Annotated in this window: 22 protein-coding genes; 7 read left to right on the top strand and 15 right to left on the bottom strand. The window is 68.4% G+C overall.

Translation table 11 applies throughout. From position 1 onward, the window contains the following. Positions 1–106: 106 nt before the first annotated feature. From ACMGER_RS03155 to ACMGER_RS03145, 3 genes are read right to left on the bottom strand one after another with little or no spacing between them, the layout of a single operon-like run. Entirely contained in the window at positions 107–583 is a 477-nt protein-coding gene (locus ACMGER_RS03155) for a RidA family protein (RefSeq protein WP_436810663.1), read from the bottom strand. Beyond that, a complete protein-coding gene (locus tag ACMGER_RS03150) occupies positions 580–1,227 on the bottom strand; it encodes an HAD family hydrolase (RefSeq protein WP_436810662.1) in 648 nt (215 codons plus the stop codon). Before ACMGER_RS03150 ends, ACMGER_RS03155 begins: the two co-directional genes overlap by 4 nt. Continuing rightward, positions 1,224–1,487 (bottom strand): DUF3572 family protein, encoded by a 264-nt coding sequence (locus ACMGER_RS03145; protein ID WP_436810661.1) that lies wholly within the window; start codon positions 1,485–1,487, stop codon positions 1,224–1,226. Before ACMGER_RS03145 ends, ACMGER_RS03150 begins: the two co-directional genes overlap by 4 nt. Positions 1,488–1,520: 33 nt before the next feature. Between ACMGER_RS03145 and ACMGER_RS03140 the strand changes: the two genes are divergently transcribed. The 4 genes from ACMGER_RS03140 (at position 1,521) to ACMGER_RS03125 (ending at position 6,105) form a co-directional block, all read left to right on the top strand. Next, on the top strand, positions 1,521–1,910 hold the full coding sequence (locus ACMGER_RS03140; RefSeq protein ID WP_436810660.1) for a response regulator: 390 nt from the start codon (positions 1,521–1,523) through the stop codon (positions 1,908–1,910). Between the two features lie 264 nt (positions 1,911–2,174). Beyond that, positions 2,175–2,927: a trehalose-phosphatase gene (gene otsB / locus ACMGER_RS03135; RefSeq protein WP_436811656.1), complete on the top strand. Its 753-nt coding sequence runs from the start codon at positions 2,175–2,177 to the stop codon at positions 2,925–2,927. Continuing rightward, on the top strand, positions 2,924–4,720 hold the full coding sequence (locus tag ACMGER_RS03130; RefSeq protein WP_436810659.1) for a glycoside hydrolase family 15 protein: 1,797 nt from the start codon (positions 2,924–2,926) through the stop codon (positions 4,718–4,720). Before otsB ends, ACMGER_RS03130 begins: the two co-directional genes overlap by 4 nt. Continuing rightward, positions 4,717–6,105: an alpha,alpha-trehalose-phosphate synthase (UDP-forming) gene (locus tag ACMGER_RS03125; RefSeq protein ID WP_436810658.1), complete on the top strand. Its 1,389-nt coding sequence runs from the start codon at positions 4,717–4,719 to the stop codon at positions 6,103–6,105. The genes ACMGER_RS03130 and ACMGER_RS03125 overlap by 4 nt, the downstream gene beginning before the upstream one ends. Positions 6,106–6,454: 349 nt before the next feature. Here the strand turns inward: ACMGER_RS03125 and ACMGER_RS03120 are convergent, their stop codons facing one another. Then, the gene (locus ACMGER_RS03120) at positions 6,455–7,096 is read right to left on the bottom strand and encodes a hypothetical protein (RefSeq protein ID WP_436810657.1); all 642 of its coding nucleotides are present in this window, start codon (positions 7,094–7,096) and stop codon (positions 6,455–6,457) included. 121 nt (positions 7,097–7,217) lie between these two features. Here ACMGER_RS03120 and ACMGER_RS03115 point away from each other — a divergent pair, with 121 nt between their 5' ends. Together ACMGER_RS03115 and ACMGER_RS03110 are read left to right on the top strand one after the other, a co-directional pair. Next, complete coding sequence (locus tag ACMGER_RS03115) at positions 7,218–7,385, top strand: hypothetical protein (RefSeq protein ID WP_436810656.1); 168 nt, start codon at positions 7,218–7,220, stop codon at positions 7,383–7,385. Then, positions 7,382–7,666, top strand: coding sequence for a type II toxin-antitoxin system RelE/ParE family toxin (locus tag ACMGER_RS03110; RefSeq protein WP_436810655.1), 285 nt, complete (start codon positions 7,382–7,384; stop codon positions 7,664–7,666). Before ACMGER_RS03115 ends, ACMGER_RS03110 begins: the two co-directional genes overlap by 4 nt. 26 nt (positions 7,667–7,692) lie before the next feature. Here the strand turns inward: ACMGER_RS03110 and ACMGER_RS03105 are convergent, their stop codons facing one another. From ACMGER_RS03105 to ACMGER_RS03085, 5 genes are read right to left on the bottom strand one after another with little or no spacing between them, the layout of a single operon-like run. Beyond that, positions 7,693–8,337, bottom strand: coding sequence for a DUF4145 domain-containing protein (locus ACMGER_RS03105; protein ID WP_436810654.1), 645 nt, complete (start codon positions 8,335–8,337; stop codon positions 7,693–7,695). 3 nt (positions 8,338–8,340) lie between these two features. Beyond that, the gene (locus ACMGER_RS03100) at positions 8,341–9,399 is read right to left on the bottom strand and encodes a ribonucleotide-diphosphate reductase subunit beta (protein WP_436810653.1); all 1,059 of its coding nucleotides are present in this window, start codon (positions 9,397–9,399) and stop codon (positions 8,341–8,343) included. A 5-nt stretch (positions 9,400–9,404) separates the two neighbouring features. Further along, entirely contained in the window at positions 9,405–9,608 is a 204-nt protein-coding gene (locus ACMGER_RS03095; RefSeq protein ID WP_436810652.1) for a hypothetical protein, read from the bottom strand. Beyond that, positions 9,605–9,760, bottom strand: a complete 156-nt coding sequence (locus ACMGER_RS03090; RefSeq protein WP_436810651.1) for a hypothetical protein — start codon at positions 9,758–9,760, stop codon at positions 9,605–9,607. The genes ACMGER_RS03095 and ACMGER_RS03090 overlap by 4 nt, the downstream gene beginning before the upstream one ends. Before the next feature lie 34 nt (positions 9,761–9,794). Then, positions 9,795–10,094: a hypothetical protein gene (locus ACMGER_RS03085; protein WP_436811655.1), complete on the bottom strand. Its 300-nt coding sequence runs from the start codon at positions 10,092–10,094 to the stop codon at positions 9,795–9,797. 161 nt (positions 10,095–10,255) lie between these two features. Here ACMGER_RS03085 and ACMGER_RS03080 point away from each other — a divergent pair, with 161 nt between their 5' ends. Continuing rightward, positions 10,256–10,498 (top strand): DUF2171 domain-containing protein, encoded by a 243-nt coding sequence (locus ACMGER_RS03080; RefSeq protein ID WP_436810650.1) that lies wholly within the window; start codon positions 10,256–10,258, stop codon positions 10,496–10,498. Positions 10,499–10,500: 2 nt separating this feature from the next. Here the strand turns inward: ACMGER_RS03080 and ACMGER_RS03075 are convergent, their stop codons facing one another. From ACMGER_RS03075 to ACMGER_RS03050, 6 genes are all read right to left on the bottom strand, one after another. Further along, positions 10,501–10,986 carry an endonuclease domain-containing protein gene (locus tag ACMGER_RS03075; protein ID WP_436811654.1) on the bottom strand — a complete coding sequence of 162 codons (486 nt, stop codon included), beginning with the start codon at positions 10,984–10,986 and terminating at the stop codon, positions 10,501–10,503. 147 nt (positions 10,987–11,133) lie between these two features. Then, positions 11,134–13,047, bottom strand: a complete 1,914-nt coding sequence (locus ACMGER_RS03070; protein ID WP_436810649.1) for a ribonucleoside-diphosphate reductase subunit alpha — start codon at positions 13,045–13,047, stop codon at positions 11,134–11,136. A gap of 537 nt (positions 13,048–13,584) precedes the next feature. Further along, positions 13,585–13,905 carry a hypothetical protein gene (locus ACMGER_RS03065; RefSeq protein WP_436810648.1) on the bottom strand — a complete coding sequence of 107 codons (321 nt, stop codon included), beginning with the start codon at positions 13,903–13,905 and terminating at the stop codon, positions 13,585–13,587. Between the two features lie 161 nt (positions 13,906–14,066). After that, entirely contained in the window at positions 14,067–18,290 is a 4,224-nt protein-coding gene (locus ACMGER_RS03060) for a translocation/assembly module TamB domain-containing protein (RefSeq protein WP_436810647.1), read from the bottom strand. Then, complete coding sequence (locus ACMGER_RS03055) at positions 18,290–20,485, bottom strand: autotransporter assembly complex protein TamA (RefSeq protein WP_436810646.1); 2,196 nt, start codon at positions 20,483–20,485, stop codon at positions 18,290–18,292. Before ACMGER_RS03055 ends, ACMGER_RS03060 begins: the two co-directional genes overlap by 1 nt. A 268-nt stretch (positions 20,486–20,753) precedes the next feature. Beyond that, complete coding sequence (locus ACMGER_RS03050) at positions 20,754–22,001, bottom strand: glutamate-5-semialdehyde dehydrogenase (protein ID WP_436810645.1); 1,248 nt, start codon at positions 21,999–22,001, stop codon at positions 20,754–20,756. Positions 22,002–22,012: the final 11 nt, after the last annotated feature.

The following is a 22,012-nucleotide window of genomic DNA, read 5'->3' as shown; positions in this document are numbered from 1 at the left end:
GAGGGTGACTGGGTGACTGCGGCCAGCGAGGGCACCCTCACCCTCCCACCCGGCTAACGCCGGGCGGGCCCCTCCCTCTCCCGATGGGAGAGGGGGAAAGGAGGGCTCAGTCGAGCGAGTTAGGCCGCAGCGCGACGATCGCATCCACCTCGACCGCGGCGCCGCGCGGCAACGCGGGCACACCGACAGCGCTGCGGGCGTGGCGCCCGGCCTCGCCGAACAGCGCCTGCATCAGCTCCGAGGCGCCGTTGGCGACCTGGGGCTGATCGGTGAAGTCGGGGGCGCTGTTGATGAACACGCCCAATTTGACGATGCGGTCGACGCGGTCGAACCCGCCCAGCGCCGTCTTGATCTGCGCGGCCAGCATCAGCGCACAGCGCTGCGCGGCTTCCTGGCCGTAGGCGAGGTCGCGGTCCTCGCCCAACCGCCCGGTCATCACCTGCCCGTCCTTGAACGGCAGCTGGCCCGAGATGTGGAGCAGCCCGCCCGCCTCGACCGTCGGCACATAGGCGGCGATCGGCGACGCTGCCTCCGGAAGCGTGAGGCCGAGCTCGGCGAGCTTGCGGTCGATCGCGGTGGTCATGGCTGGGCTCCTTCGACGGATGTGGCGGGTTGGGCGGGAAGGCCCGCGGCGAAGCGCGCGGCGATCCACTCGGCCGCCTCGCGCCAGTCGTCGATGCGGGCATGAGCGTGAGGCGCACGCGACACGCGCGGGGCGAGGTCGGGCTCCGACACCATGTGCAGGCGGTGGACCTCGGGGACGTGCTTCGCGACCGATTCGTGGTGGACGGGAAGGTCGTCGACGAACACCGTCACGCTCGGCCGGTATTCGGCGACCAGCCGCGCGACCGGTGTGCCCTTGCCGCCCTGGTTGGTCTCGACGCGGTGGGGAATGCCGTGCGCGGCGAGCTGGGCGATGCGCGCGTCGCGGCAATGGTCGCCGAGGTTGGTGAGGACGACGATGTCGGCCTCGGCGCCCAGACGCTCCAATGCCTCGCGGGCGTGCGGGACCAGCGTCTGGCGGCTCATCTCGGCCGGGAAGAAATGGTCGAGCAGCGCCCACATCTCCTCGCCCGGCACCAGGCTGCCGTCGGCGCGAGTCATGGCGAAGCGGCCCTCGGCGGCGTCGAAGGCGATGTCGTGACGCTCGCGCAGCCACATGCCGAAATGGCGCACCATGTGCAGCAGCACCTCATCGCAGTCGCAGATCAGCAGCGGCCGGCTCATGCCTCCAGCTCCCGCCGGGCAGCGATCAGCGCGACCGGAGTGGTGTCGATCGCCGCCGCGCAGGCGATGAGGTCCGGCTCATGCGCCTCCAGGAAGCCCAGCACCGCCGCCAGGGTCGCCGGGCGATCGGCGGAGATGCGCAGCTCCGCCGGGGTGAGGCCGGTCAGCGCGAGCAGCCGCTCGGCGCGGCCCGGTTCGGCCACCGTCCAGGCGAGCGCATGGAGCGCGAGCGTCATCTGGTTTGTTTCCGCGGCAGGCATTGCTAGAGTCGTTTCCGAAGGGGCTCGGATCGCGTGGCAAAAAGAGTGCTCGTTGTCGAGGACAACGAACTCAACCTTAAGCTGTTCTGCGACCTGCTGCGCGCGCACGGCTATGCGGCCGAGCCGGTGCGCGACGGGCGCGAGGCGGTGGCGCGCGCGCGGAGCTTCGAGCCCGACCTGGTGGTGATGGACATCCAGCTCCCCCACGTCAGCGGGCTCGAATTGATCGGGCAGATGAAGCGCGACCCGCACCTCCGCCCGGTGCCGGTGATGGCGGTGACCGCCTATGCCGGCCGCGACGACGAGGAACGCATCCGCGCGGCGGGCGCCAACGCCTATGTGTCGAAGCCGATCTCGGTGATCCGCTTCATCGAGGAAGTGCGCGCGCTGGTGCCCGAGGCGCCGGAGCCGGCGGTGGCCTGACTTCGGCGAAGCGCGATCAGCCGCTCTCCCGTCATGCCGGACCTGGTCCGGCATCCACGGTTCAGCGAGTCGACCGGCCTGCGCATGTGCGGCTCGGTGGATGCCGGACCAGGTCCGGCATGACGGGGAAGGCCTAGCCTCGAAGGGGAACCCTTTCGGCTCACGGCCGTTCGCCGGGGGCAGGCCGCCGGGGCAATGCGCCTGCTTGGATACCCGCGTCGGGTGTCCGAACCTGTCCATGACCACCGACCCAGGGGGCGAAACATCTCCGTCGATATCCATACCAGCCTCCCGCAGCCGCCGGCCGCCCTGCTCGACGGCGCCAGCCTGTTCCTCGACCTCGACGGCACGCTGCTCGACCTGATCGACCGGCCCGAGGACGTCGTCGCCGACGATGCGTTGCGCGCGCTGCTGCTCGCGCTGACCGAACGGCTCGGCGGGCGCGTCGCGGTGGTGAGCGGGCGTTCGCTGGCCCAGCTCGACGCGATTCTGGGCTCGGTGTGCGACGCGATCGCGCTGTCGGGCAGCCATGGCTGCGAGCATCGCTGGCGCGGCGTGCTCGCCCAGCCGGAGCGGCCGGCATCGCTCGATCGCGTCGCCGAGGCGTTCCGACGCTTCGCGGGCGCGCATCCCGGCGTGATGGTCGAGGGCAAGAGCTATGGCGTCGGTCTCCACTATCGCCTCGCCCCCGCGGTCGCAGCGCCTGCGCTGGCGCTGGCCGAGTCGCTGGCCGGAGAGCATGGCCTTACGGTCCAGCCCGCCAAGATGATGGTCGAGCTGCGCGTGCCGGGCGGCGACAAGGGCGCTGCGGTGCGCCGGCTGATGCGCCGGCCGCCGATGGCGGGCACGCGGCCGGTGTTCCTGGGGGACGACCTCACCGACGAGCCCGGGTTCGAGGCGGCGCGGCAGCTCGGCGGCAGCGGCGTGCTGGTCGGCCCCGAGCGCGAGACCGCGGCGCAATACCGCCTCGCCGGCCCTGCCGCGGTGCGCGCCTGGCTGAGCGAGGCGGTGGCGTGACCGCGACGCTCGACCTCTGGCCGATCGGCAACTGCCAGGTCTCGGCGCTGGTCGACCGTGCCGGGCGGTTCGTGTGGGGCTGCGTGCCGCGGGTCGACGGGGAGCCGGTGTTCTCCTCGCTGCTCGACGCCGCCCCCCGCGCCGGCGAGGGGGCGCGCGGCTTCTGGGAGATCGACCTCGAGGATTGCATCGGCACCGAACAGAGCTACCTGCGCAACACGCCGATCCTGTCGACCAGGCACGTCGACCGGCAGGGCAATGCGGTCGAGGTGATCGATTTCTGCCCGCGCTTCCGGCGCAACGGGCGCACCTATCGCCCGGTCGCCTTCGCGCGGATCGTGCGGCCGATCCAGGGCTCGCCGCGCATCCGCATCCGCCTGCGTCCCGCGCGCGACTGGGGAGCGGAGAGCGCGCCGACCACGCGCGGATCGAACCATATCCGCTACCTGCTGCCCGACATGACGCTGCGGCTCACCACGACCGCGCCGGTCGGCTGGGTCGGGGACGAAAGGCTGTTCCGGGTCGAGCGGCCGCTGCATTTCTTCCTGGGACCCGACGAGAGCTTTTCCGACGACCTGCGCGTCGCGCTGGAGACGATGCTCGACCGCACGGCGCAGGAATGGCGCGAGTGGGCGCGGGGGCTCGCCACGCCGCTCGAATGGCAGGAGGCGGTGATCCGCGCGGCGATCACGCTCAAGCTGTGCCAGCACGAGGAGACCGGGGCGATCGTCGCCGCGCTCACCACCTCGATCCCCGAGCACGCGAACTCGCAGCGCAACTGGGACTATCGCTACTGCTGGATCCGCGACGCCTATTACACGGTGCAGGCGCTCAACCGGCTGGGCGCGCTCGACGTGCTGGAGACCTATCTCGAATACCTCCGCAACATCGTCGACAACGCGCGGGGCGGGCATATCCAGCCGCTCTACGGCGTCGGCGGCGAGGCGCGGCTGGAGGAGCGCGTGGCCGAGGGGCTCACCGGCTATCGCGGCATGGGGCCGGTGCGGGTCGGCAACCAGGCCTATGCGCAGGTCCAGCACGACGCCTATGGCCAGATCGTGCTGTCGAGCACGCAGAGCTTCTTCGACCAGCGGCTGCTGCGGATAGGCGGCGTGCCCGACTTCGAGGCGCTGGAGACGGTCGGCGAGCGCGCCTGGGAGGTCTACGACAAGCCCGACGCGGGGCTGTGGGAACTGCGCACCAAGAGCCATGTCCATACCTATTCGGCGGCGATGTGCTGGGCGGCGTGCGACCGGCTCGCCAATGCCGCGACCGCGCTGGGGCTCGGCGAGCGCGCCGCCTTCTGGCAGGACCGTGCCGACCGCATCCGGGAGCGGATCGAGGGGGCGGCATGGCGGGAGGACGGCCAGCGGCTGTCCGCCACCTTCGGCGGCGACGACCTCGACGCCAGCATCATCCAGCTGCTCGACCTCCGCTTCCTGCCGCCCGACGACGCGCGGTTCCGCGGCACGCTGGTCGCGGTCGAGGAGGGGTTGAGACGCGGCAGCCATATGCTGCGCTATGCCACCGAGGACGATTTCGGCCTGCCCGAGACTGCGTTCAACGTCTGTACCTTCTGGCTGATCGAGGCGCTGCACGCGACCGGCCGCGACGCCGACGCGCGGCAATTGTTCGAGGAGATGCTGGCGCGCCGCACCCCCGCCGGGCTGCTGTCCGAGGACATCGACCCGCAGACGGGCGAATTATGGGGAAATTACCCGCAGACATACTCGTTGGTCGGCCTGGTCAACTGCGCCGTCCTGTTGAGCAAGCCGTGGAGTTCGATCCGTTGAGCCGTCTTATCGTCATCTCCAACCGTGTCAGCGCGACCAGCTCCAACGGGGCGCAGGGCGGGCTGGCGGTCGCGCTCACCTCGGCGCTGCGGGAGATGGGGGGCATCTGGTTCGGCTGGTCGGGCGAGCTGACCGAGCAGTTCACCGGCCAGGTCAACCTCGACCGCAAGGGCGGCGTCACCACCGCCACCGTCGACCTCGAGGAACAGGACGTCGAGGAATATTACAACGGCTACGCCAACCGGACGCTGTGGCCGCTGTTCCACTATCGCATCGACCTCGCCGAATATGAGCGCGACTTCGCCGGCGGCTACCGGCGCGCCAACGAGCGCTTCGCCGAGACGGTGCGGCCGCTGATCGAGCCCAGCGACGTGGTGTGGGTGCAGGACTATCACATGTTCCCGCTGGGCGAGGAGCTGCGCCGGCGCGGGTGCCGCAACCGCATGGGCTTCTTCCTCCACATCCCCTGGCCGCCGCGGCGGCTGCTCGGCACGCTGCCGGGGGCGAACCGGCTGGTCGAGACATTGTTCGCCTATGACGTGATCGGCTTCCAGACCTCGGAATGGCTGGAGGCGTTCTGCGACTTCGTGCGCGAGGAGATGGGCGCGCGGATCGAGGGCGGCGTGGTCGTGCTCGGCCGGCGGCGGGTGCGGCTGATCGACTGCCCGATCGGGATCGACGCCAGGGAGTTCGCCCAGCTCGCCGCCAGCCCCGCCGCCCGCCTCGCCTTCCGCCAGATGCGCGACAGCGCGGTCGGACGCGAGATGATCGTCGGCGTCGACCGGCTCGACTATTCCAAGGGGCTGGAGGAGCGCTTCCTCGGCTACGAGCGCTTCCTCATCGAGCATCCCGAGGAGCGCAAGGAGGTGTTCCTGCTCCAGATCGCGCCGCCCTCGCGCGCCGCGGTCGAGAGCTATCAGCGCATCCGCGCCACGCTGGAGGGGCTGTCGGGGCGGATCAACGGGGCCCATGCCGACCTCGACTGGGTGCCGATCCGCTACGTCAACCAGGGCTATCCGCGCGACGTGCTCGCGGGGGTGTACCGGGCGGCGCGGATCGGGCTGGTGACGCCGCTGAGGGACGGGATGAACCTGGTCGCCAAGGAATATGTCGCGGCGCAGGACCCCAAGGACCCCGGCGTGCTGATCCTGTCGCGCTTCGCGGGCGCGGCGACGCAGCTGGAGGGCGCGGTGCTGGTCAATCCCTACAGCGCCGAGGAGATGTCCGACGCGATCATGCAGGCGCTGCGGATGCCGCTGTCCGAACGCATCGAGCGGTGGCGGCGGATGATGGACAATGTCGAGCAGCAGGACGTGATGTGGTGGCTCAAGCGGTTCACCGAGGTGCTGTTCGAGGAGGCGCCGGCGGGGAACGTGCCGGCTTGAGGGGACCTCATGGGCGGCGGGTCACCCTCACCCTTCCCACCGCCTGACGGCGGCGGGCCCAGCGTTGGGTGAACGATGCCCCGCATCGTTCAGGCCATGCCGGGGGCATGGCCGACCCAACGCTCCTCTCCCAAAGGGAGAGGGAGTGTGGGACGCAATATTCCCTCTCCCTTTGGGAGAGGGAGGGAGCGCCGTAGGCGCGGAAGGGTTGAGGGTGACCCGGCCGGCGTGACCAACCTGAAATCGAGAGCCTGCTAGCGACCACCCCCTCCCGCAAACCCGCAGAAATCCGTCGAAGGTCACGAAAGTCACGGGTAGCGCGGGGGGCGACACTTGCATCCTTTCCGCCTCATTCGTCGTCCATCCAGTCGCCGTCGTCGTCGCCCCAGTCATACTCCTCGCCGGTGTAGGGATCTTTCGCCGTCGGCCGCTCGCGCGCGGCGTGGGGCGGCGGGGAGGTGTCCGCCTCGCCCAGCGGGTCGGCGCGGACGGCGTCGGGCGCGACGTCGGCGAGCGCGGCGAGCTGGTCGGCGAAGCCCGCCTCGGCCGGGCCGACCAGGTTCTGGTGGTGCTTGACCGGCCCGCGGCTGAAGACGTGCGGCGCGAGATTGTTAAGCAGGTAGATGAGCAGCTTGTCGGACGGCGCGCGCACCTCCGACTGGATCCTGCCGTCCTTCCACACCTCGCGATAGCCGCCGACGGTGGCGCGCTCGAGCGCGATCGCGATCAGCCGGTTGGCGCCGCAATAGAGCGCCGCATCCCACGCCTCGGCGAAACGCCGGCCCTGCGGATGATGGCGCAGCCGATAGGCCGAGCGCACCGACAACCCCACCACCTGCGCCGCCACGGCGACGCGGCCGGATTCGGCGAGCGCCTCGAGGAACTTGCGCTGGCGTTCGGCGGTCCAGCCGTCGCGGCGGGTGGAGATGTCTACGGGGGTATAGTCCGCCAGCGGCTCGGCGGTGTCGGGGTTCGTGGGGTTGTGGTGCATCGTGCGACTCCTTCTGGTTTGAGGGGGTCGGGGTATATAACCATATTGGTTCGTGTAGGAAAATGGTTTCCGCCGCGAAGTGTGTCTTCCGCCGAAGGCACTTCGAGCCTATGTTATGATCATGCGAACCGCGAGCGATCTGAACGACAAGATCCTCCCTGATGAGGGTGCTGTGGAGCGTGGCTATGAGTCTTGGAAGCGGTCCAAGATCGAGCGCGGCATCGAGCAGAGCAAGGACCGCTCGGCGATGATCCCGGCCGAGCAGATTCTGCGCGACCTCAACGCTTGAACGTCAATTTCACGCCGCAGGCGCGGGACGACCTTGCTGCGATCCGTAGCTGGATCGCGGAGGATGACGAGCGCGCTGCCGATCGGGTAATCGCGAGGATCGTGCAGACGGCAATGATGTTCGGGCAATTCCCGATGCTTGGGCGAACAGGCGTGGTCGAGGGTACGCGCGAGTTTTCTGTGGTGGGGCTGCCGTATCTGATCGTCTATCAGATTGCGTCGGAGACGGAAGTGGATGTGTTGACAGTGATTCATACGCGCAGGAAATATCCTGCCGTTTAGCGGCAATCACACATAGATTTACTCATTCAACTCTCAACGACCATTTCGCGGTTTGCGCGACTTTCAGCTACCATGGCAGGCATTGTGAATGCATATCGAAGAAAAGCTTCGGTAAATCTCTGCATTATATTAGCATCCTGCTCGCTTTCTGGTTCATCTCCATGCACGGACTCATTGCCGTCAATTCTTATCTCGTGAGACCATTCGCCCATAGCGGGTGTAAGAAGGCCACAATAAACTAAATCATTTATACGAGTGTATAGGTTATTTGCTTTTTTCTCTGGATCAATAAGTTTAGTAGCGACATCAAGTGCCTTACGAAACATCGCACCTGCCGCATCCCATCTTCTGGATCGAATATTTTCAATACCTTGAGTATAGAAACTCTCAACGTTTTTAGGCAGTGAGCTGGGAACCTCTATCGAAGGGGCCGGCCATATATGCTCGATCTGAAAATTTGAGCCAGGAAACGTAAAGTTAAATTGAACCGCATCCGGATGCGAAGAAGCTACCAAGCATCTTGATGCTATTATGATCCCATGATTGCAGACGCCACAAGTTGCGACCAAATTTGATTGATCGAGTGCCTCACGCGATTCCCATTGGAACCGAATCCGAAACCCCGCTCCTCGGGTTAAACAGTGGGGGCAATCATTGGTAAATTCAGCCACAAATCACTCCGCCGCGACCCCAGCCGCCGAGAACATATCCCCGCCAGCCCCGTCACCATCCTCGTTCGCCGCCTTGTCGCGCTTGGCCTTCTGGCGCTTGTCGAACGAATCCCATACCGAGTTCCAGTCGCCCCGCGTCGCGCCCTTCGAATATTCCGTCGCGCGGGTCTCGAAGAAGTTGGCGTGCTCGACGCCGTTGAGCAGCGGGGACAGCCAGGGGAGCGGGTGCTCCTTGATCATGAACATCGGCTTCAGGCCCAATTGACCCAGGCGCCAGTCGGCGATGTAGCGGATGTAGCGCTTCACCTCCTCCGCGCTCATGCCGTCGACCGGGCCCTGTTCGAACGCCAGGTCGATGAACGCGTCCTCGAGATCGACCGTGGTGTGGCACATGTCGCGGATGTCGCGCTTGACCGCCGCCGTCAGGCAGTCCCGTTCCTTCGCGAACTCGTGGAACAGGCGGATGATGCCCTCGCAGTGCAGGGTCTCGTCGCGCACCGACCAGCTGACGATCTGGCCCATGCCCTTCATCTTGTTGAAGCGCGGGAAGTTCATCAGCATCGCGAAGCTCGCGAACAGCTGCAGCCCCTCGGTGAAGCCGCCGAACATCGCCAGCGTCTTGGCGATGTCCTCGTCGTTGTCGACGCCGAACTGCTGCAGATAGTCGTGCTTGTCCTTCATCTCGGCATATTCGAGGAACATGCCGTACTCGCTCTCGGGCATCCCGATGGTGTCGAGCAGGTGGCTGTAGGCGGCAATGTGCACCGTCTCCATGTTGCTGAACGCGGCCAGCATCATCTTGATCTCGGTCGGCTTGAACACGCGGCCGTATTTGTCGTGGTAGCAGTCCTGCACCTCGACGTCGGCCTGGGTGAAGAAGCGGAAGATCTGCGTCAGCAGGTTGCGCTCTGTCTGGTCGAGCTTCTGCGCCCAGTCGCGGCAATCCTCGCCCAGCGGCACCTCCTCCGGCATCCAGTGGATCTGCTGCTGGCGCTTCCAGAAGTCATACGCCCAAGGGTATTCGAAGGGCTTGTAGGTCTTGCGGGCGTCGAGAAGGGGCATGGGACTTACTCCGAGGCGGACTTGATGAGAAGGACGGCGGCAAGGGCGATCAAGACGCCGCCGCCAATGCGGAAGATACGAAGCGACGCCGCGTCGTTCGGGAGCGGCGACAATAGCCTCAGGCGAATGGCGGCACGTTGTGGCGCGACGATCATGAACACACCGGCGAGGCCAATGACGATCGCGACGGAGAGCATGAACTCACTCATCCCCCCACTCCCGCCAGCAGGCTCGCGGTGGCGAAGCCGGTCATGAACAGGGCGAAGGCGCCGAGCATCGCGGCGGCGATGCGGCGGCGGTAGACCGCGCCCTCGTCCCGCGCCGGGCGCGTCGCGACGACCGCGCTGCCCATGAGGCTCAAGGCGCCGACGCCGTACATGATGAGGGGGCGCGGCTCATCGGCCGCGGTCCCGGTAGACGATGCGCTCGATGTAGACCTTGCGCGTGCTGCGGGCGCCGACGCCGAGGAACACGATGCCGACGAAATAGCCGAAGTCGTACCAGCCGCCGTTGTTCGGCACCGCGTAGATCGCGACGTCCGGCATGAACAGCGACAGCACCCAGGCGACCGGGAAGATGAAGCCGTGCCACACGCCCCACAGGAAGCCGGGCGCGGCGGGCGCGACCGCGGAGCTCACCTGCCTGGCGCAGGCGGCGAGCGGGAGGAGGAGGGCGAGGGCGGCCACCTTCCCCATGTTCCCGCGCAGGCGGGAGCCCAGGGCTATCGAGCGCACCGCCCGCGACTCTGGGCTCCCGCCTGCGCGGGAGCACAATGGGGACGGGGAGGCGTTCCGGCTCATGCAGCGATTCCCGGGTTGGGGCGTTGGCGGCGCGAACCCCACGAAGGAGACAGTCCATGGCCGATGCCAGTGCAATCCGCGAACATATGGAAGTGATCGGCGCCGACGGCGTCCATGTCGGCACCGTCGACCGCGTCGAGGGGGACCGCATCAAGCTGATCAAGGCCGACAGCGGCGAAGGCCGCCACCAGGGGCACCATCATTACATCTCGCTCGGCCTGGTCGCCGACGTCGAGGGCGACAGGGTGCGCCTCAGCGCCAATGCCGACGTGGCGGTGACGTTCGAGGAGGAGGCTTAGGCTCATAGCTCCTCTCCCTTTGGGAGAGGAAGGGGCCCGCGCCGCGGAGCGGTGTGGGAAGGTGAGGGGGAGTTGGGTGAGAATGGTCTCCGATCACCCTCACCCTTCCGCGCCTTCGGCGCTCCCTCCCTCTCCCAAAGGGAGAGGGAGTTGCGGATCGCCTCGATCACGCCGTCGGTGTTGTCCATGACGTCGTTGTTCCAGAAGCGCAGGACGCGGTAGCCCTCGCGTTCGATGAAGCGCGTGCGGGCGGCGTCATAGGCCGCGGCTTCAGCGTGTTGGCCGCCGTCGATCTCGATCACCAGCCGCTCGGAGAAGCATAGGACGTCGACGCGATAGGGACCGAGCGGGGCCTGGAAGCGCCATTTGCGCGTGGGGAACGCTTCCTTGAGCGCGCGAAGCAGGCGTTTTTCCGCCTCCGTCGCGTTGCGGCGAAGCGTGCGGAGCTGGGTTACCGTGCCGGCGGGCTGATTGGCGTAGAGGCGCATCGCCCTCACCCTCCCATCGCTGACGCGATGGGCCCCTCCCTCTCCCAAAGGGAGAGGGGTTGCAGCGCACACCAATTCCCTCTCCCTTCGGGAGAGGGAGGGAGCCGCGAAGCGGCGGAAGGGTGAGGGTGACCTACCCGTCCCACCTCACTGGCACGCCAGGCATTCGTCATAGTCCTTCGCCTCGAGCTCGATCTGCTTGAGGTCGATGGTGTTGTCCGCCTCGACCCCGCCGGCGAAGCCCGCGCGCTGGACCGACTTGGAGCGCAGGTAATAGAGCGACTTGATGCCGAGCTCCCACGCGCGGAAGTGGAGCATCAAGAGGTCCCACTTCTCGACGTCGGCCGGGATGAACAGGTTCAAGGACTGCGCCTGGTCGATATAGGGCGCGCGGTCGCCGGCCAGTTCGAGCAGCCAGCGCTGATCGATCTCGAACGAGGTCTTGAACACGTCCTTCTCGTCCTGGCTCAGGAAGTCGAGGTGCTGGATCGAGCCGCCCTTCTCCAGGATCGAGTTCCACACCGCGTCCGAGTTCTTGGACTTCTCGGTGAGCAGCTTCTCCAGATAGGGATTCTTGATCGAGAACGAGCCCGACAGCGTCTTGTGGGTGTAGATGTTGGCGGGGATCGGCTCGATGCAGGCCGAGGTGCCGCCGCAGATGATCGAGATCGACGCGGTCGGCGCGATCGCCATCTTGCAGCTGAAGCGCTCCATCACCCCCATCTCGGCGGCGTCGGGGCAGGGGCCGCGCTCGATCGCCAGCGCCATCGACGCCTCGTTCACCTGGGCGTTGATGTGCTTGAACATCTTGAGGTTCCACGCCTTGGCGGTGGCGCCCTCCATCGGCAGGCCGCGCGCCTGGAGGAAGCTGTGGAAGCCCATCACGCCGAGGCCGACCGACCGCTCGCGGCTCGCCGAATAGCGGGCGCGGGCCATCTCGTCGGGGGCGCGCTCGATGTAATCGGTCAGGACGTTGTCGAGGAAGCGCATCACGTCCTCGATGAAGCGCTTGTCGCCCTTCCACTCGTCCCAGGTCTCGAGGTTCAATGACGAGAGGCAGCACACCGCGGTGCGATCGTTGCCGAGATGGTCGCGGCCGGTGGGCAGCGTGATCTCCGAGCAGAGGTTCGAGGTCGAGACCTTGAGCCCGAGGTCGCGGTGATGCTTGGGCATCGCCCCATTCACGTGATCGGAGAACACGATATAGGGCTCGCCGGTGGCGAGGCGGGTCTCGACCAGCTTCTGGAACAGCGCACGCGCGTCGACCTTGCCGCGGACCGAACCGTCCTTCGGGCTCTTGAGCTCCCATTCGGCGCCGTCGCGCACCGCCTCCATGAACGCGTCGGGGATGAGCACGCCGTGGTGGAGGTTGAGCGCCTTGCGGTTGAAGTCGCCCGAGGGCTTGCGCACCTCGAGGAACTCCTCGATCTCCGGGTGCGAGATGTCGAGGTAGCAGGCGGCCGAGCCACGGCGGAGCGAGCCCTGGCTGATCGCCAGGGTCAGCGAATCCATCACGCGCACGAACGGGATGATGCCGCTGGTCTTGCCGTTGAGGCCGACCGGCTCGCCGATGCCGCGGACGTTGCCCCAATAGGTGCCGATGCCGCCGCCGCGGCTCGCCAGCCAGACGTTCTCGTTCCAGGTCTGGACGATGCCCTCCAGGCTGTCCGGCACCGAATTGAGGTAGCAGGAAATGGGGAGGCCGCGCCCGGTGCCGCCGTTCGACAGCACCGGCGTCGCCGGCATGAACCACAGCCGGGAGATATAGTCGTAGATGCGCTGGGCGTGCTCGGCGTCGTCGGCATAGGCGCTGGCCACGCGGACGAACAGGTCCTGGTAGCTCTCGCCGGGCAGCAGATAGCGGTCGCGCAGCGTCTCCTTGCCGAAATCGGTGAGCAGCGCGTCGCGGCTATGGTCGATCTCGACCGGATAGGGCTGCGGCGCCACCGACTTCGAATCATCGAGCGATGCGCCCGCGGCGGCGACCGCGGCTCCGGCGGCCTCCAGCGTGGCGGTGGCGGCTTCGTTCACCCGGCTCTCCGACGTGTCTCTGAAATCCATGGCACCAACCCCTGCTTCGTACGATCGACTCGGGGGCGATTCCCCCATCCTACACCCGCCACGCTCAAGAACAAAGCATGACCGCTCTCCACCGCAGGCGCAGACGGGTCGCCGCCCGCGATATGGGGTCGCAGGTCCGACTTACCAACGATTGCGTGTGTCCCCCTGCGGAGCCACAATAGATTGTGCCCATTTGTCCGGGAGCGCAACTGGTAAATGCACGATGAAGCCCCCGGCCGCCGCTGAAAAGCCCCGGCTCGCGGCCGGGACGAGTCGGTGCGGCGCAGCGACGCGCGGACTTTCCTTGCGTTCGCGAAACGCAAGAGAACAGATGATGAACTCAAAAAATATTCTGGAGATTTCGGCGAGGATAGGGGCGGCGGTTCCGGTCGGACTTGCGCGATCCGTTCGGGAGGAGAGGGATCCATCATTCCGCCCGAAAACAGGGCTCCAGCACCGCAGTGCATGGCACCGGCACGACAGCCCGACGCCGCCCCGCGACGCCGTGCGCGAGGAACATGAAGCGTGCGCGCCGGCCTATTTCGCGAGCTTGGCCTTGATGAGGCCGATCACCAGCGCCGTGACCGCGCCGCTCACACCGCCGGTTGCGAAGCCCGCGACGATCGAGCCGACGTCGAGGCCGGAAGACGCGGCACCTGCGCCGAGGCCGAGGACGGAGGTCAGGATCTGCCCGCCGACGCCGCCGCCGATCGCGCCCGCGATCGTATTACCGAGCGGGCCCAGACTGGTGGTCTTCGACGCTGCCCCCGCGGCGTTTCCGCCGATGGCGCCGCTGACGGCCTCGATGATCAGTGCGGTAAAATCCATCGTCGCCCCTTTCACGAAGTGAACCGACACACAATGCCCTCGTCCGAGCACTAACCGAGTGCATCATGCTTTATCCGTCAAGTCAAGTGACGGATCAGGAAAGACCACGCCATGATCCTGCAACGCCGGTTTATTCGATCCAAGTGAAGTCGTTTCGTGACTCATCAAATTAATGTTGGGGCCGCGGTCCGTCAGTAATCCCGCGAGTAGCGCAGATTGACGTTCGAGCCGCCGAACGAGCCGGTCGAGGACAGCAGGCTGAGCGCCTTGGTGAGCGCGATCTCGAGCTGGGTGGCGGTGAAGCCGCGCGCGTCGGTGACGATCTCGATGTAGATGTCGTCGGTGATGTACTTGCCGGCCGCGAGCGCGGTGCCGCGTCCGGTCGCCTCGTCGGAACCGAGCAGGCGCAGCCGGTCGATGCCGGCGGCCGACCGCAGCTTGCCGAGCGGATTGAGACCGCCGCCGCCGCCGCGCAGCGAGTTGAGCGCGGCGGCGAGCTGGATCGCCTCGGTCGCCGACAGGTTGGTGACCGAGCTGCCGAACAGCAGCCGCGACAGCACCTCGTCCTGCGGCAGGCTGGGGGTCGAGGTGAAGGCGAGCTGGGGCGCCTGGGCGGTGCCGCCGATCTGGATCGACGCGGTGATCCCTTCGGTGGTGGTGTTGGCGACGATGTCGAGTGCCGGGTTGGTCAACGCGGCGCCCTCGAAGCGGACCACACCGCGCGCCACCTCGAAATTCTTGCCGGCGAAGGCGTAGGTGCCGCGGATCAGCCGCGCCTCGCCGGTGATGCGCGGCCTGGCGGTGCTGCCCCTGACGCGCAGGTCCGCTTTCCATTCGGATTCGAGACCCATCCCCGAGATGAAGATCCGATTATCGGCATGGATGCGGATCGCCAGCCGGAAGCGGCTCGGAAGCTCATCGCCCGCTCCCTCCCCTTGCGCCGCCGCCCTGGCGACGTCGCTCTTGCGGCGCACGCCGGTGAGCTGCGGCACCTCCGCCGCGCCCTGGGTGACGATCTGGTAGCGCACCTCCGGAATGTTGAGGTCGCCCTGGATCAGGCCGCCGCGCTCGCGGCTGTTGGTGACCTGGATCGTACCGGTGGCGGTGGCGCCGAGGTCGTCGCTGCGGGCGAGCGAGGCGTTGTCCAGCTTCGCGCGGATGTCGATCGGGAAGCCGCTGTCGGCGGCGAGGCCGACCGTTCCCTGCGCCGCCACCGTTCCCTCGCCCGCCCTGGCCGCGAGCTCGACCAGCTCGAACCGGTCGTTGGTGAAACGGCCGTTGACCCGCATGTCGGTGAGGCGCGTGCCGTAGGTCTCGTTCTCGTAGGTGAGCTGGTTGGCCCGCACCACGCCGTCGAGCCGGGGCGCGGACAGGCGCCCGCCGAAATCGGCGGCCACCCCGATCCCGCCGCCGAGCTGCTGACCCGAGAAGCCGGCGAAGGAGAACAGCACCGCGGCCGGGCCGTTGTAGCGGATGCCGCCGGCGAGCGGCGCCGCGAACAGGCGCTCGGTCCACGACCCGCCCTCGCCCAAGGGGCGCAGCGTCGCCAGCAGGCGGCCGACGGTGGTGGTGCCGCGCTTGATCAGCGCGCGCGCCTCGCCGCCGTCGGCGTCGAGGCGGCCGAGGAAATCGATGTTCACCGGCGTCGAGATCGAGGCGAGGCTCGAGCGGGTGAAGTTGGCGACGGTGATCCGCGCGTCCGCCTGCGGCACGCTGGCGCCGGTCGGCTGGGTGAAGGTGACGCTGCCGGTCGCCGCGCCGCCGATGCCGAGATTGGGCACGAACGCATTGACCACGGCGAGGTCGAGCCGGTCGAGACGCGACTGGAGGGAGAGGCCGCGACCATAGGTGCCGGCGAGGCGCACCGAGCCCTGGTCGAAATCGATCCGCGTCGGCAGCAGCCGGTATTCGCCCTCGTGCGGCTCGACGCGCGCCGGCGCGGCGGTGCGGAAGTTGATGCCGTTGGCTTGTCCCTGCAACGCGGCAAGCCACAGCTTCGGCGAGAAGCGCGCATTGGCGCCGATCCGGAACGGGACGCTGGACGAGCCCTCGGCGAACGCCTGCGCCGTGCCGCTGCCGCCGCGATAGTCGATCTTCGCCCGCGCGGCCTTCAGCATGAAGTCGCCCATCTTGAGCGCGGCGACCTGCGCGTCGCCGACGATCGCGGGCTTGTCCGGATACATCACCGCGTTGCCGGTGACGATCGCCCGCCCGATGGTGAGACCGGCGGTGCCGGGGATCACCGCGTTGTAGGCGCGCGCATCGACATCGGCACGCTGGTAATTGCCCTGTGCGCCGAGCCCGAGGGTCCCGTTCACGCCCGAACCGGCGAAGCGCAGGCTGCCGGCGAAGGGGCCGGCGGCGGTCTGCTGGACGCGGCCGTTGAACAGGATGCCGGCGAAACGGGTATTGCGCACATCCGCGGTGAGGTGCGGCGCGGTGGCGATCAGCAGGTTGGCGTTGAACGGGCCGTAGTCGGTGCCGCCGGTCGCGACGACGGCATAGCGCGCGCCCTGCCCCCGGATGGTGGCGTTGAGATCGACCAGGCCGATCCCGACTCCCGGCCGCGGCGCGCGCAGGTTGACCACCGGCGCCGCCAGCGTGCCGTTCACCCGCGCGGACAAGGGGCCATATTGGCGCGACCAGGCATCGGCGTTGACCAGGATCGGCCCGGCCGGATCGTAGCGGCCCGCACCATTGGTGACCTTGAACTCGGGTGCGTTCACCCGAAGGCCCGAGAAGGCGACGATCCCCTGCGGGGTATAGTCGACGTCGACGCGGCTGTAGGCATTGCCGCCGAGGAACTCGCGCAGGCCGTCGTTGAAGATGCGCGCGGTCCTGGCGACGATGCGGCCGCGGATGCCGAAGCCGCCCGCCGCCGGCGAATAGAGCTTCGCATCGGTGTTGAGATTGACGATGCCGAAGCCGTCGACGCGATAGTCGTTGACGCGGCCCTTGAGCGCCCCGGTATAGCGGCCCTTGGCCATGTCGGCGGCGACGATCGCCGTGGCGTCGATCTTGTCCGAGCGCACGCGCAGATTGTCCGACAGGATCTCGGTGCCGCCGTTGATCGCGAGATCGCCGTCGATGCGGACGTTGGTGAGCAGCCCGCCGGCCGCGGCGTTGAGCCCGGTCACCCGGGCCGCGCGCGCGGCGACCGGGATCAGGATACGGTCGGCGTCGACCCGCGCCTTGCCCTCGGCATAGAGCCCTTCGACTCCCGTCGAGCCGAAGCCGAGCGCTGCGGCCTGGACCTTATAGTCAACCACCGGCCCCGCGAACGGCCCGTCGAGCGCGACCGCGGCGCGCACGGACCGGCCGTTGAGGTTGGGCGCGATCGCGCCGGGGGTGAGCAGCATCGCCTCCGCCCGGACGTTGCCGAACCGGCTCTCCCCGAGGTCGAGCAGCCCCTCGGCCGCCACCGCCAGCGCGCTCGAACGAAGCTGCAGCTTCGTATCGGCCTTGCGGTCGTTGAGCGTCGCGTCGAGCGCGACGTCGAGCTGCGGCGCGGTCAGCCGTTCCACCGGCCCCTTGAGGTAGAGCCCCGGCCGCGTCGGGCCGCGCACCCGGAAGGTGCTGTTGCGCGCCTCGATCGCCAGGTCGGCGAGCCGCCCGGTGCCGAGATCGGCGACGGCGCGGCCGGTCCACGCCTTCCAGCTGCCCTTGCCGTCGATCGTCGCGGAGAGCGGCGCTTCGAGCCCGGCCAGGGTCGCGACGAGACCGCCCTTCGGCGCGCGGAGCTCGAGGTCGATGCCGAGCCGGTCGGCGTCCGGCACCGCGTCGAGGTTGAGCGCAAGCCGGTCGCCGCCGCCGATCGTCGCGGCATTGGCCACCACCTGGGCGCGCCGATCGGCGACATGGGCGCTGCCGCTCAGGGTCAGCAGCCGGCGCTGGCCGCTCACCGCGGGCGCGAGGTCGATGCGGCGGATCGCCAGCCGGTTCACGTCGATGTCGATGTCCGGCAGGATCGGTGCGTTGGGATCGCTCGGCACCGGCTTGAGCTCGGGCAGGCGCGCGACGCCGATCAGCGGACTGGTCAGCGATCGGACGTCGACATGGCTGCGGATGAAGGCGAACGGCCGCCAATCGACGGCGACTTCCGGCGAGGTGGCGAAGGTGCCGTGCTGGTCCCGCACCCTGACGTCGCGCAGCACCATCGCGCCATAGAGCGATCCGTCGATCCGGCCGACGCGGAAATTGAGCCCGTTCGCCATGGTGTAGCCGGCGATGCGATCCGCGACGAAGCGACGGCCCGGCTGGGTATCGAGCCCGAACACCAGCAGCCCGGCGAGCACGACCAAGCCGACCGCGCCGAAGGCGACCCATAGCGCGATGCGCTGCCACAGCGGACGGCGCACCACCGCCGTCGCAGCTGCGGGCGACGACGCCGACGGAGGCGTTTCCTCTTCCGCCATCAGAACGCCTGCCCGATCGAAATGTAGAGCGCGATCCTCGATTCGCCCGGCTTGCGGTTGATCGGCGTGGCGACGTCGAGGCGGAACGGCCCGAAATTGGTATAGTAGCGCGCGCCGATGCCGACGCCGAAGCGGATGTCCGACCCCTTGGGCAGCTCGCTTTCGTAGACCTGGCCCGCGTCGACGAACGGCACGATGCCGAAATTGCCGAAGCGGTAGCGCGCCTCGATCGAGAATTCGTTGAGGCTGCGCCCGCCGACCGGCCGGTTGATCGTCGGCGAATCCTCCTCGTCCGGATCGGTCGGGTCATAGTCCGGGTTGGGCTCGACCGTGCGCGGCCCGAGCTCCTGGAAGCCGAAGCCGCGCACCGACCCGCCGCCGCCGGCATAATAGCGGCGCGACGGCGCGAGGTCGTCGCGCGCGACCCCCGCGATCGCTCCGGCCCGTGCCCGGCCGGCGACGACCAGGCTGTCGCTGAGCGGGTAATAGGCCGTGCCCTCGAGCATCGCGCGGACATAGGGACGCACCGCCCCCTGCACCGACGTCTCGGGGCTGACGTTCAGCTTCACGCGGAAGCCGCGCGTGGGGTTCAGCAGATTGTCCGAGCTATCGTAGCCGAGGAACGACGGCAGCGCGGCGATGCCGTAGGTGCGCCGCACCCGATCGTTCAAGTCGAAGTCGTAGACGCTCTCGTTGGTGCCGACCAGCTCGACGCCGTAATAATAGGTCCAGCGCTTCTGCCAGATCGGCGTCGAATCGCGGCTGATCCGCGCCGACAGCGTGCCGGTGTAGGCGCTGAAGGCGTCGTAGTTGCTATGGTTCAGGGCGGCGGTCAGCGAGAAGGTGCGATCGCGTTTGCCTGCGTTCGAGCGACGGAAGGTCGCCGACAGCCCCTGCTCCTGGGTGCCGGCGACGCCGGAGAGGATCAGCGCCCCTTCCGGCGGGAACAGGTTGCGGTGCGTCCAGCTCGCCTCGGCGCGTATGCCCTGGCCGGTACCGTAGCCCACTTCGCCGGCGAGCGTGCGCTGCGGTCCCTTGTTCTGCCGCACCATCAGGTCGACCTGTTCGGTGCCGTCGGGGCCGGGCCGGCCGGTCTTGCGCGGCGACACCCCGACGCTCGAGAACAGGCTGGTGGCGACCAGCGCCTGGCGGAGGTCGTCGACCTTGCGGCTGTCGTAGAGCTCGCCGGGCTTGAAGCGGGCGAGGACGGCGATGTGATCGGTGTCGAACACCGGATCGCCGCGGGTGAGGAAACCGCCGAAGCTGCCGCGCGGCCCCGTGTCGACCGGCAGCGTATAGTCGCCCTTCAGCGTCGCCTCGTCGAGCAGGATGTCGCGCTGGCCGACCTCGGCGAAGGCATAGCCCTGCTGCGGCAGCTTGAGCGCGACATTGGCCTCGGCGCCCTCGATCCGCGCGGCCTCGATCGGATCGCCGACCTTGAGCGGCAGTTCCTTCTCAATCAGGTCCGGCGGCACGGTCGGCCCCGCCTTCACCGCGATCGACCCCAGCGTATAGCGCTGGCCCGGCACGGCGGTGATCGTCGCGCGAACGCGGCCGGACTGGTTCGGGACCTGCTCGATCATGGAGGTGGCGGTCGCGTCGTAATAGCCGAGCGAGGTCATCAGCCGGACGGCGAGGCCCTCGTCCTCCTTCGCGCGGGCGTTGACCACGGCGGCGTTGGGCGCGTCGTCGTCCTTGCGCAGCGCGGACAGCGCGTTGAACTGGCCGGTCAGGCCGATCGCCTCGAGCCCCACGACCTGCGTCTCGTAGCGGATTCCGGCGGCCGGCTGATCGTCGACACCGGCGATGGCGACGGGGGTCACGTCGAAGCCCGACAGCGGCGGCAGCGGCTGGGCCAGCTCGCTCTCCGATTGAAGCGGGGCAGGCGTCAGCTCGTCCGGCGGCGGCTCCGCGCCCGCCTGCGCGGATGGCGTGGCGGGCGAGGGTGGCAGCGGTTCCAACGGGGCGCCGATGTCACCGGACAGCGGCGGGATCGACTTCTCGAACTGCTCGTCGGGGACGATGTCCCCGTCGGGTGGCGATCGATCCTGCAGCTGGCGGTCGGGCCCGGCGGGCGGAGCGCTCTGCTCGGGCGCGGACGTCGTGACCTGAGCTTGCGCACCCGCCGGCACCGCCGCCACGCAGATCATCACACCCGGAATGATCGCGATCGAATCTGCCCGCACGCCCCGCATGTCTCCGCCCCGGGGCTATATCCGTCCAGGCGCCCCCTTTTGCCATGAGACGTAACGACTCGAACCAAATTTGGTGCCAATCGAGGAGATGGCGTCGTTTCCTGAGCATATCCTGCCCATCGGCGACCCACAAGGACCCGAACCGCGCTGCTCCAATGTCCGGACCCTGAGCGGATGCCCGCGCGCGCCCAGAGAGGTTCCTCTCGTTCCGGAGCGGTCGGGACCCTCACGATCCGTACCGTTGCGCCCGACCGTCTCGAAACCTGCGCTACCCGCGAATCTGCCCCGTCCCTCGGCCCACCCATTTGTAGGTGGTGAGCCCTTCGAGCGCGACCGGCCCGCGCGCATGGAGCCGGCCGGTGGCGATGCCGATCTCGCCGCCCAGCCCGAACTCGCCGCCGTCGGCGAACTGGGTCGAGGCGTTCCACAGCACGATCGCGCTATCGACGGCGCCCAGGAACCGCTCGGCGGCCGCAGCATCCTCGGTCACGATCGCATCGGTATGGTGCGATCCGTGCGCGGCGACGTGGTCCAGCGCCTCGTCGAACCCGCCGACGATGCGGACGGCGAGGATCGATTCGAGGAACTCTGTATCCCAATCGTCGTCGCTCGCCGGTACGATCCGCCCGTCGATCGCGCGCGCCGCCGCATCCCCGCGCAGCTCGCAGCCGGCGTCGAGCAGCATCCTGAGAATCGGCGCGGGATCGGCATAACCGCGGTCGATCAGCAGCGTCTCGACCGCCCCGCAGATGCCGGTGCGGCGCAGCTTCGCGTCGAGCACGATCCGGCGCGCCATCTCCGGATCGGCGGCGGCATGGACATAGACGTGGTTGTTGCCGTCGAGATGCGCGAGCACCGGCACCCGCGCCTCCTGCTGCACGCGGGCGACCAGGCCCTTGCCGCCGCGCGGCACCACCATGTCGATCACGCCCTCGCCCGCCAGCATCGCGCCGACCGCGGCGCGATCGGTGGTGGGGACGAGCTGCACCGCATCGCGCGGCATCCCGCCCGCCGCCAGTCCTTCGACCAGCGCGGCGTGGACCGCGCGATTGGAGCGCGCCGCCTCCGAGCCGCCGCGCAGGATCGCGGCATTGCCCGCCATCGCGCACAGCGCCCCGGCATCGGCGGTGACGTTGGGCCGGCTCTCGTAAATGATCCCGATCACGCCGATCGGCACGCGCACACGCGCCAATTTCAGGCCATTGGGCCGCTCGCGCTGGTCGATCACCTGTCCCACCGGATCGTCGAGCGCCGCGATCGCGGCAACGCCGTCCGCGGTCGCCTGCACCCGCGCAGGATCGAGCCGCAGCCGGTCGCGCATCGCCGGGGAGAGGTCGGCGGCCGCCGCCATGTCCTCGGCATTGGCGGCCAGGATCGCGCTCTCGGCATCGCGCAGCGCCTGCGCCGCTTGGCGGAGCGCCCCGGCCTTGGCTGGGCTCGGCATCCCGGCCAGCGCCCTAGCGGCGGCGCGGGCCCGGGCCCCCATCTCGGCGATCAGTCGCGTGGCGTCGGTCATCGTCTCCGCCC

Source organism: Sphingomonas astragali, assembly GCF_051400615.1.
GTDB lineage: Bacteria > Pseudomonadota > Alphaproteobacteria > Sphingomonadales > Sphingomonadaceae > Sphingomonas.
This window is presented reverse-complemented; position numbering and strand designations above follow the sequence as displayed.

Bases quoted from the DNA above. Each gene is read 5' to 3' on its own strand.
- ACMGER_RS03155 (WP_436810663.1), bottom strand. From the start codon at position 583: ATGACCACCGCGATCGACCGCAAGCTCGCCGAGCTCGGCCTCACGCTT.
- ACMGER_RS03150 (WP_436810662.1), bottom strand. From the start codon at position 1,227: ATGAGCCGGCCGCTGCTGATCTGCGACTGCGATGAGGTGCTGCTGCAC.
- ACMGER_RS03145 (WP_436810661.1), bottom strand. From the start codon at position 1,487: ATGCCTGCCGCGGAAACAAACCAGATGACGCTCGCGCTCCATGCGCTC.
- ACMGER_RS03120 (WP_436810657.1), bottom strand. From the start codon at position 7,096: ATGCACCACAACCCCACGAACCCCGACACCGCCGAGCCGCTGGCGGAC.
- ACMGER_RS03115 (WP_436810656.1), top strand. From the start codon at position 7,218: ATGCGAACCGCGAGCGATCTGAACGACAAGATCCTCCCTGATGAGGGT.
- ACMGER_RS03100 (WP_436810653.1), bottom strand. From the start codon at position 9,399: ATGCCCCTTCTCGACGCCCGCAAGACCTACAAGCCCTTCGAATACCCT.
- ACMGER_RS03095 (WP_436810652.1), bottom strand. From the start codon at position 9,608: ATGAGTGAGTTCATGCTCTCCGTCGCGATCGTCATTGGCCTCGCCGGT.
- ACMGER_RS03085 (WP_436811655.1), bottom strand. From the start codon at position 10,094: ATGGGGAAGGTGGCCGCCCTCGCCCTCCTCCTCCCGCTCGCCGCCTGC.
- ACMGER_RS03080 (WP_436810650.1), top strand. From the start codon at position 10,256: ATGGCCGATGCCAGTGCAATCCGCGAACATATGGAAGTGATCGGCGCC.
- ACMGER_RS03075 (WP_436811654.1), bottom strand. From the start codon at position 10,986: ATGCGCCTCTACGCCAATCAGCCCGCCGGCACGGTAACCCAGCTCCGC.
- ACMGER_RS03070 (WP_436810649.1), bottom strand. From the start codon at position 13,047: ATGGATTTCAGAGACACGTCGGAGAGCCGGGTGAACGAAGCCGCCACC.
- ACMGER_RS03060 (WP_436810647.1), bottom strand. From the start codon at position 18,290: ATGGCGGAAGAGGAAACGCCTCCGTCGGCGTCGTCGCCCGCAGCTGCG.
- ACMGER_RS03055 (WP_436810646.1), bottom strand. From the start codon at position 20,485: ATGCGGGGCGTGCGGGCAGATTCGATCGCGATCATTCCGGGTGTGATG.
- ACMGER_RS03050 (WP_436810645.1), bottom strand. From the start codon at position 22,001: ATGACCGACGCCACGCGACTGATCGCCGAGATGGGGGCCCGGGCCCGC.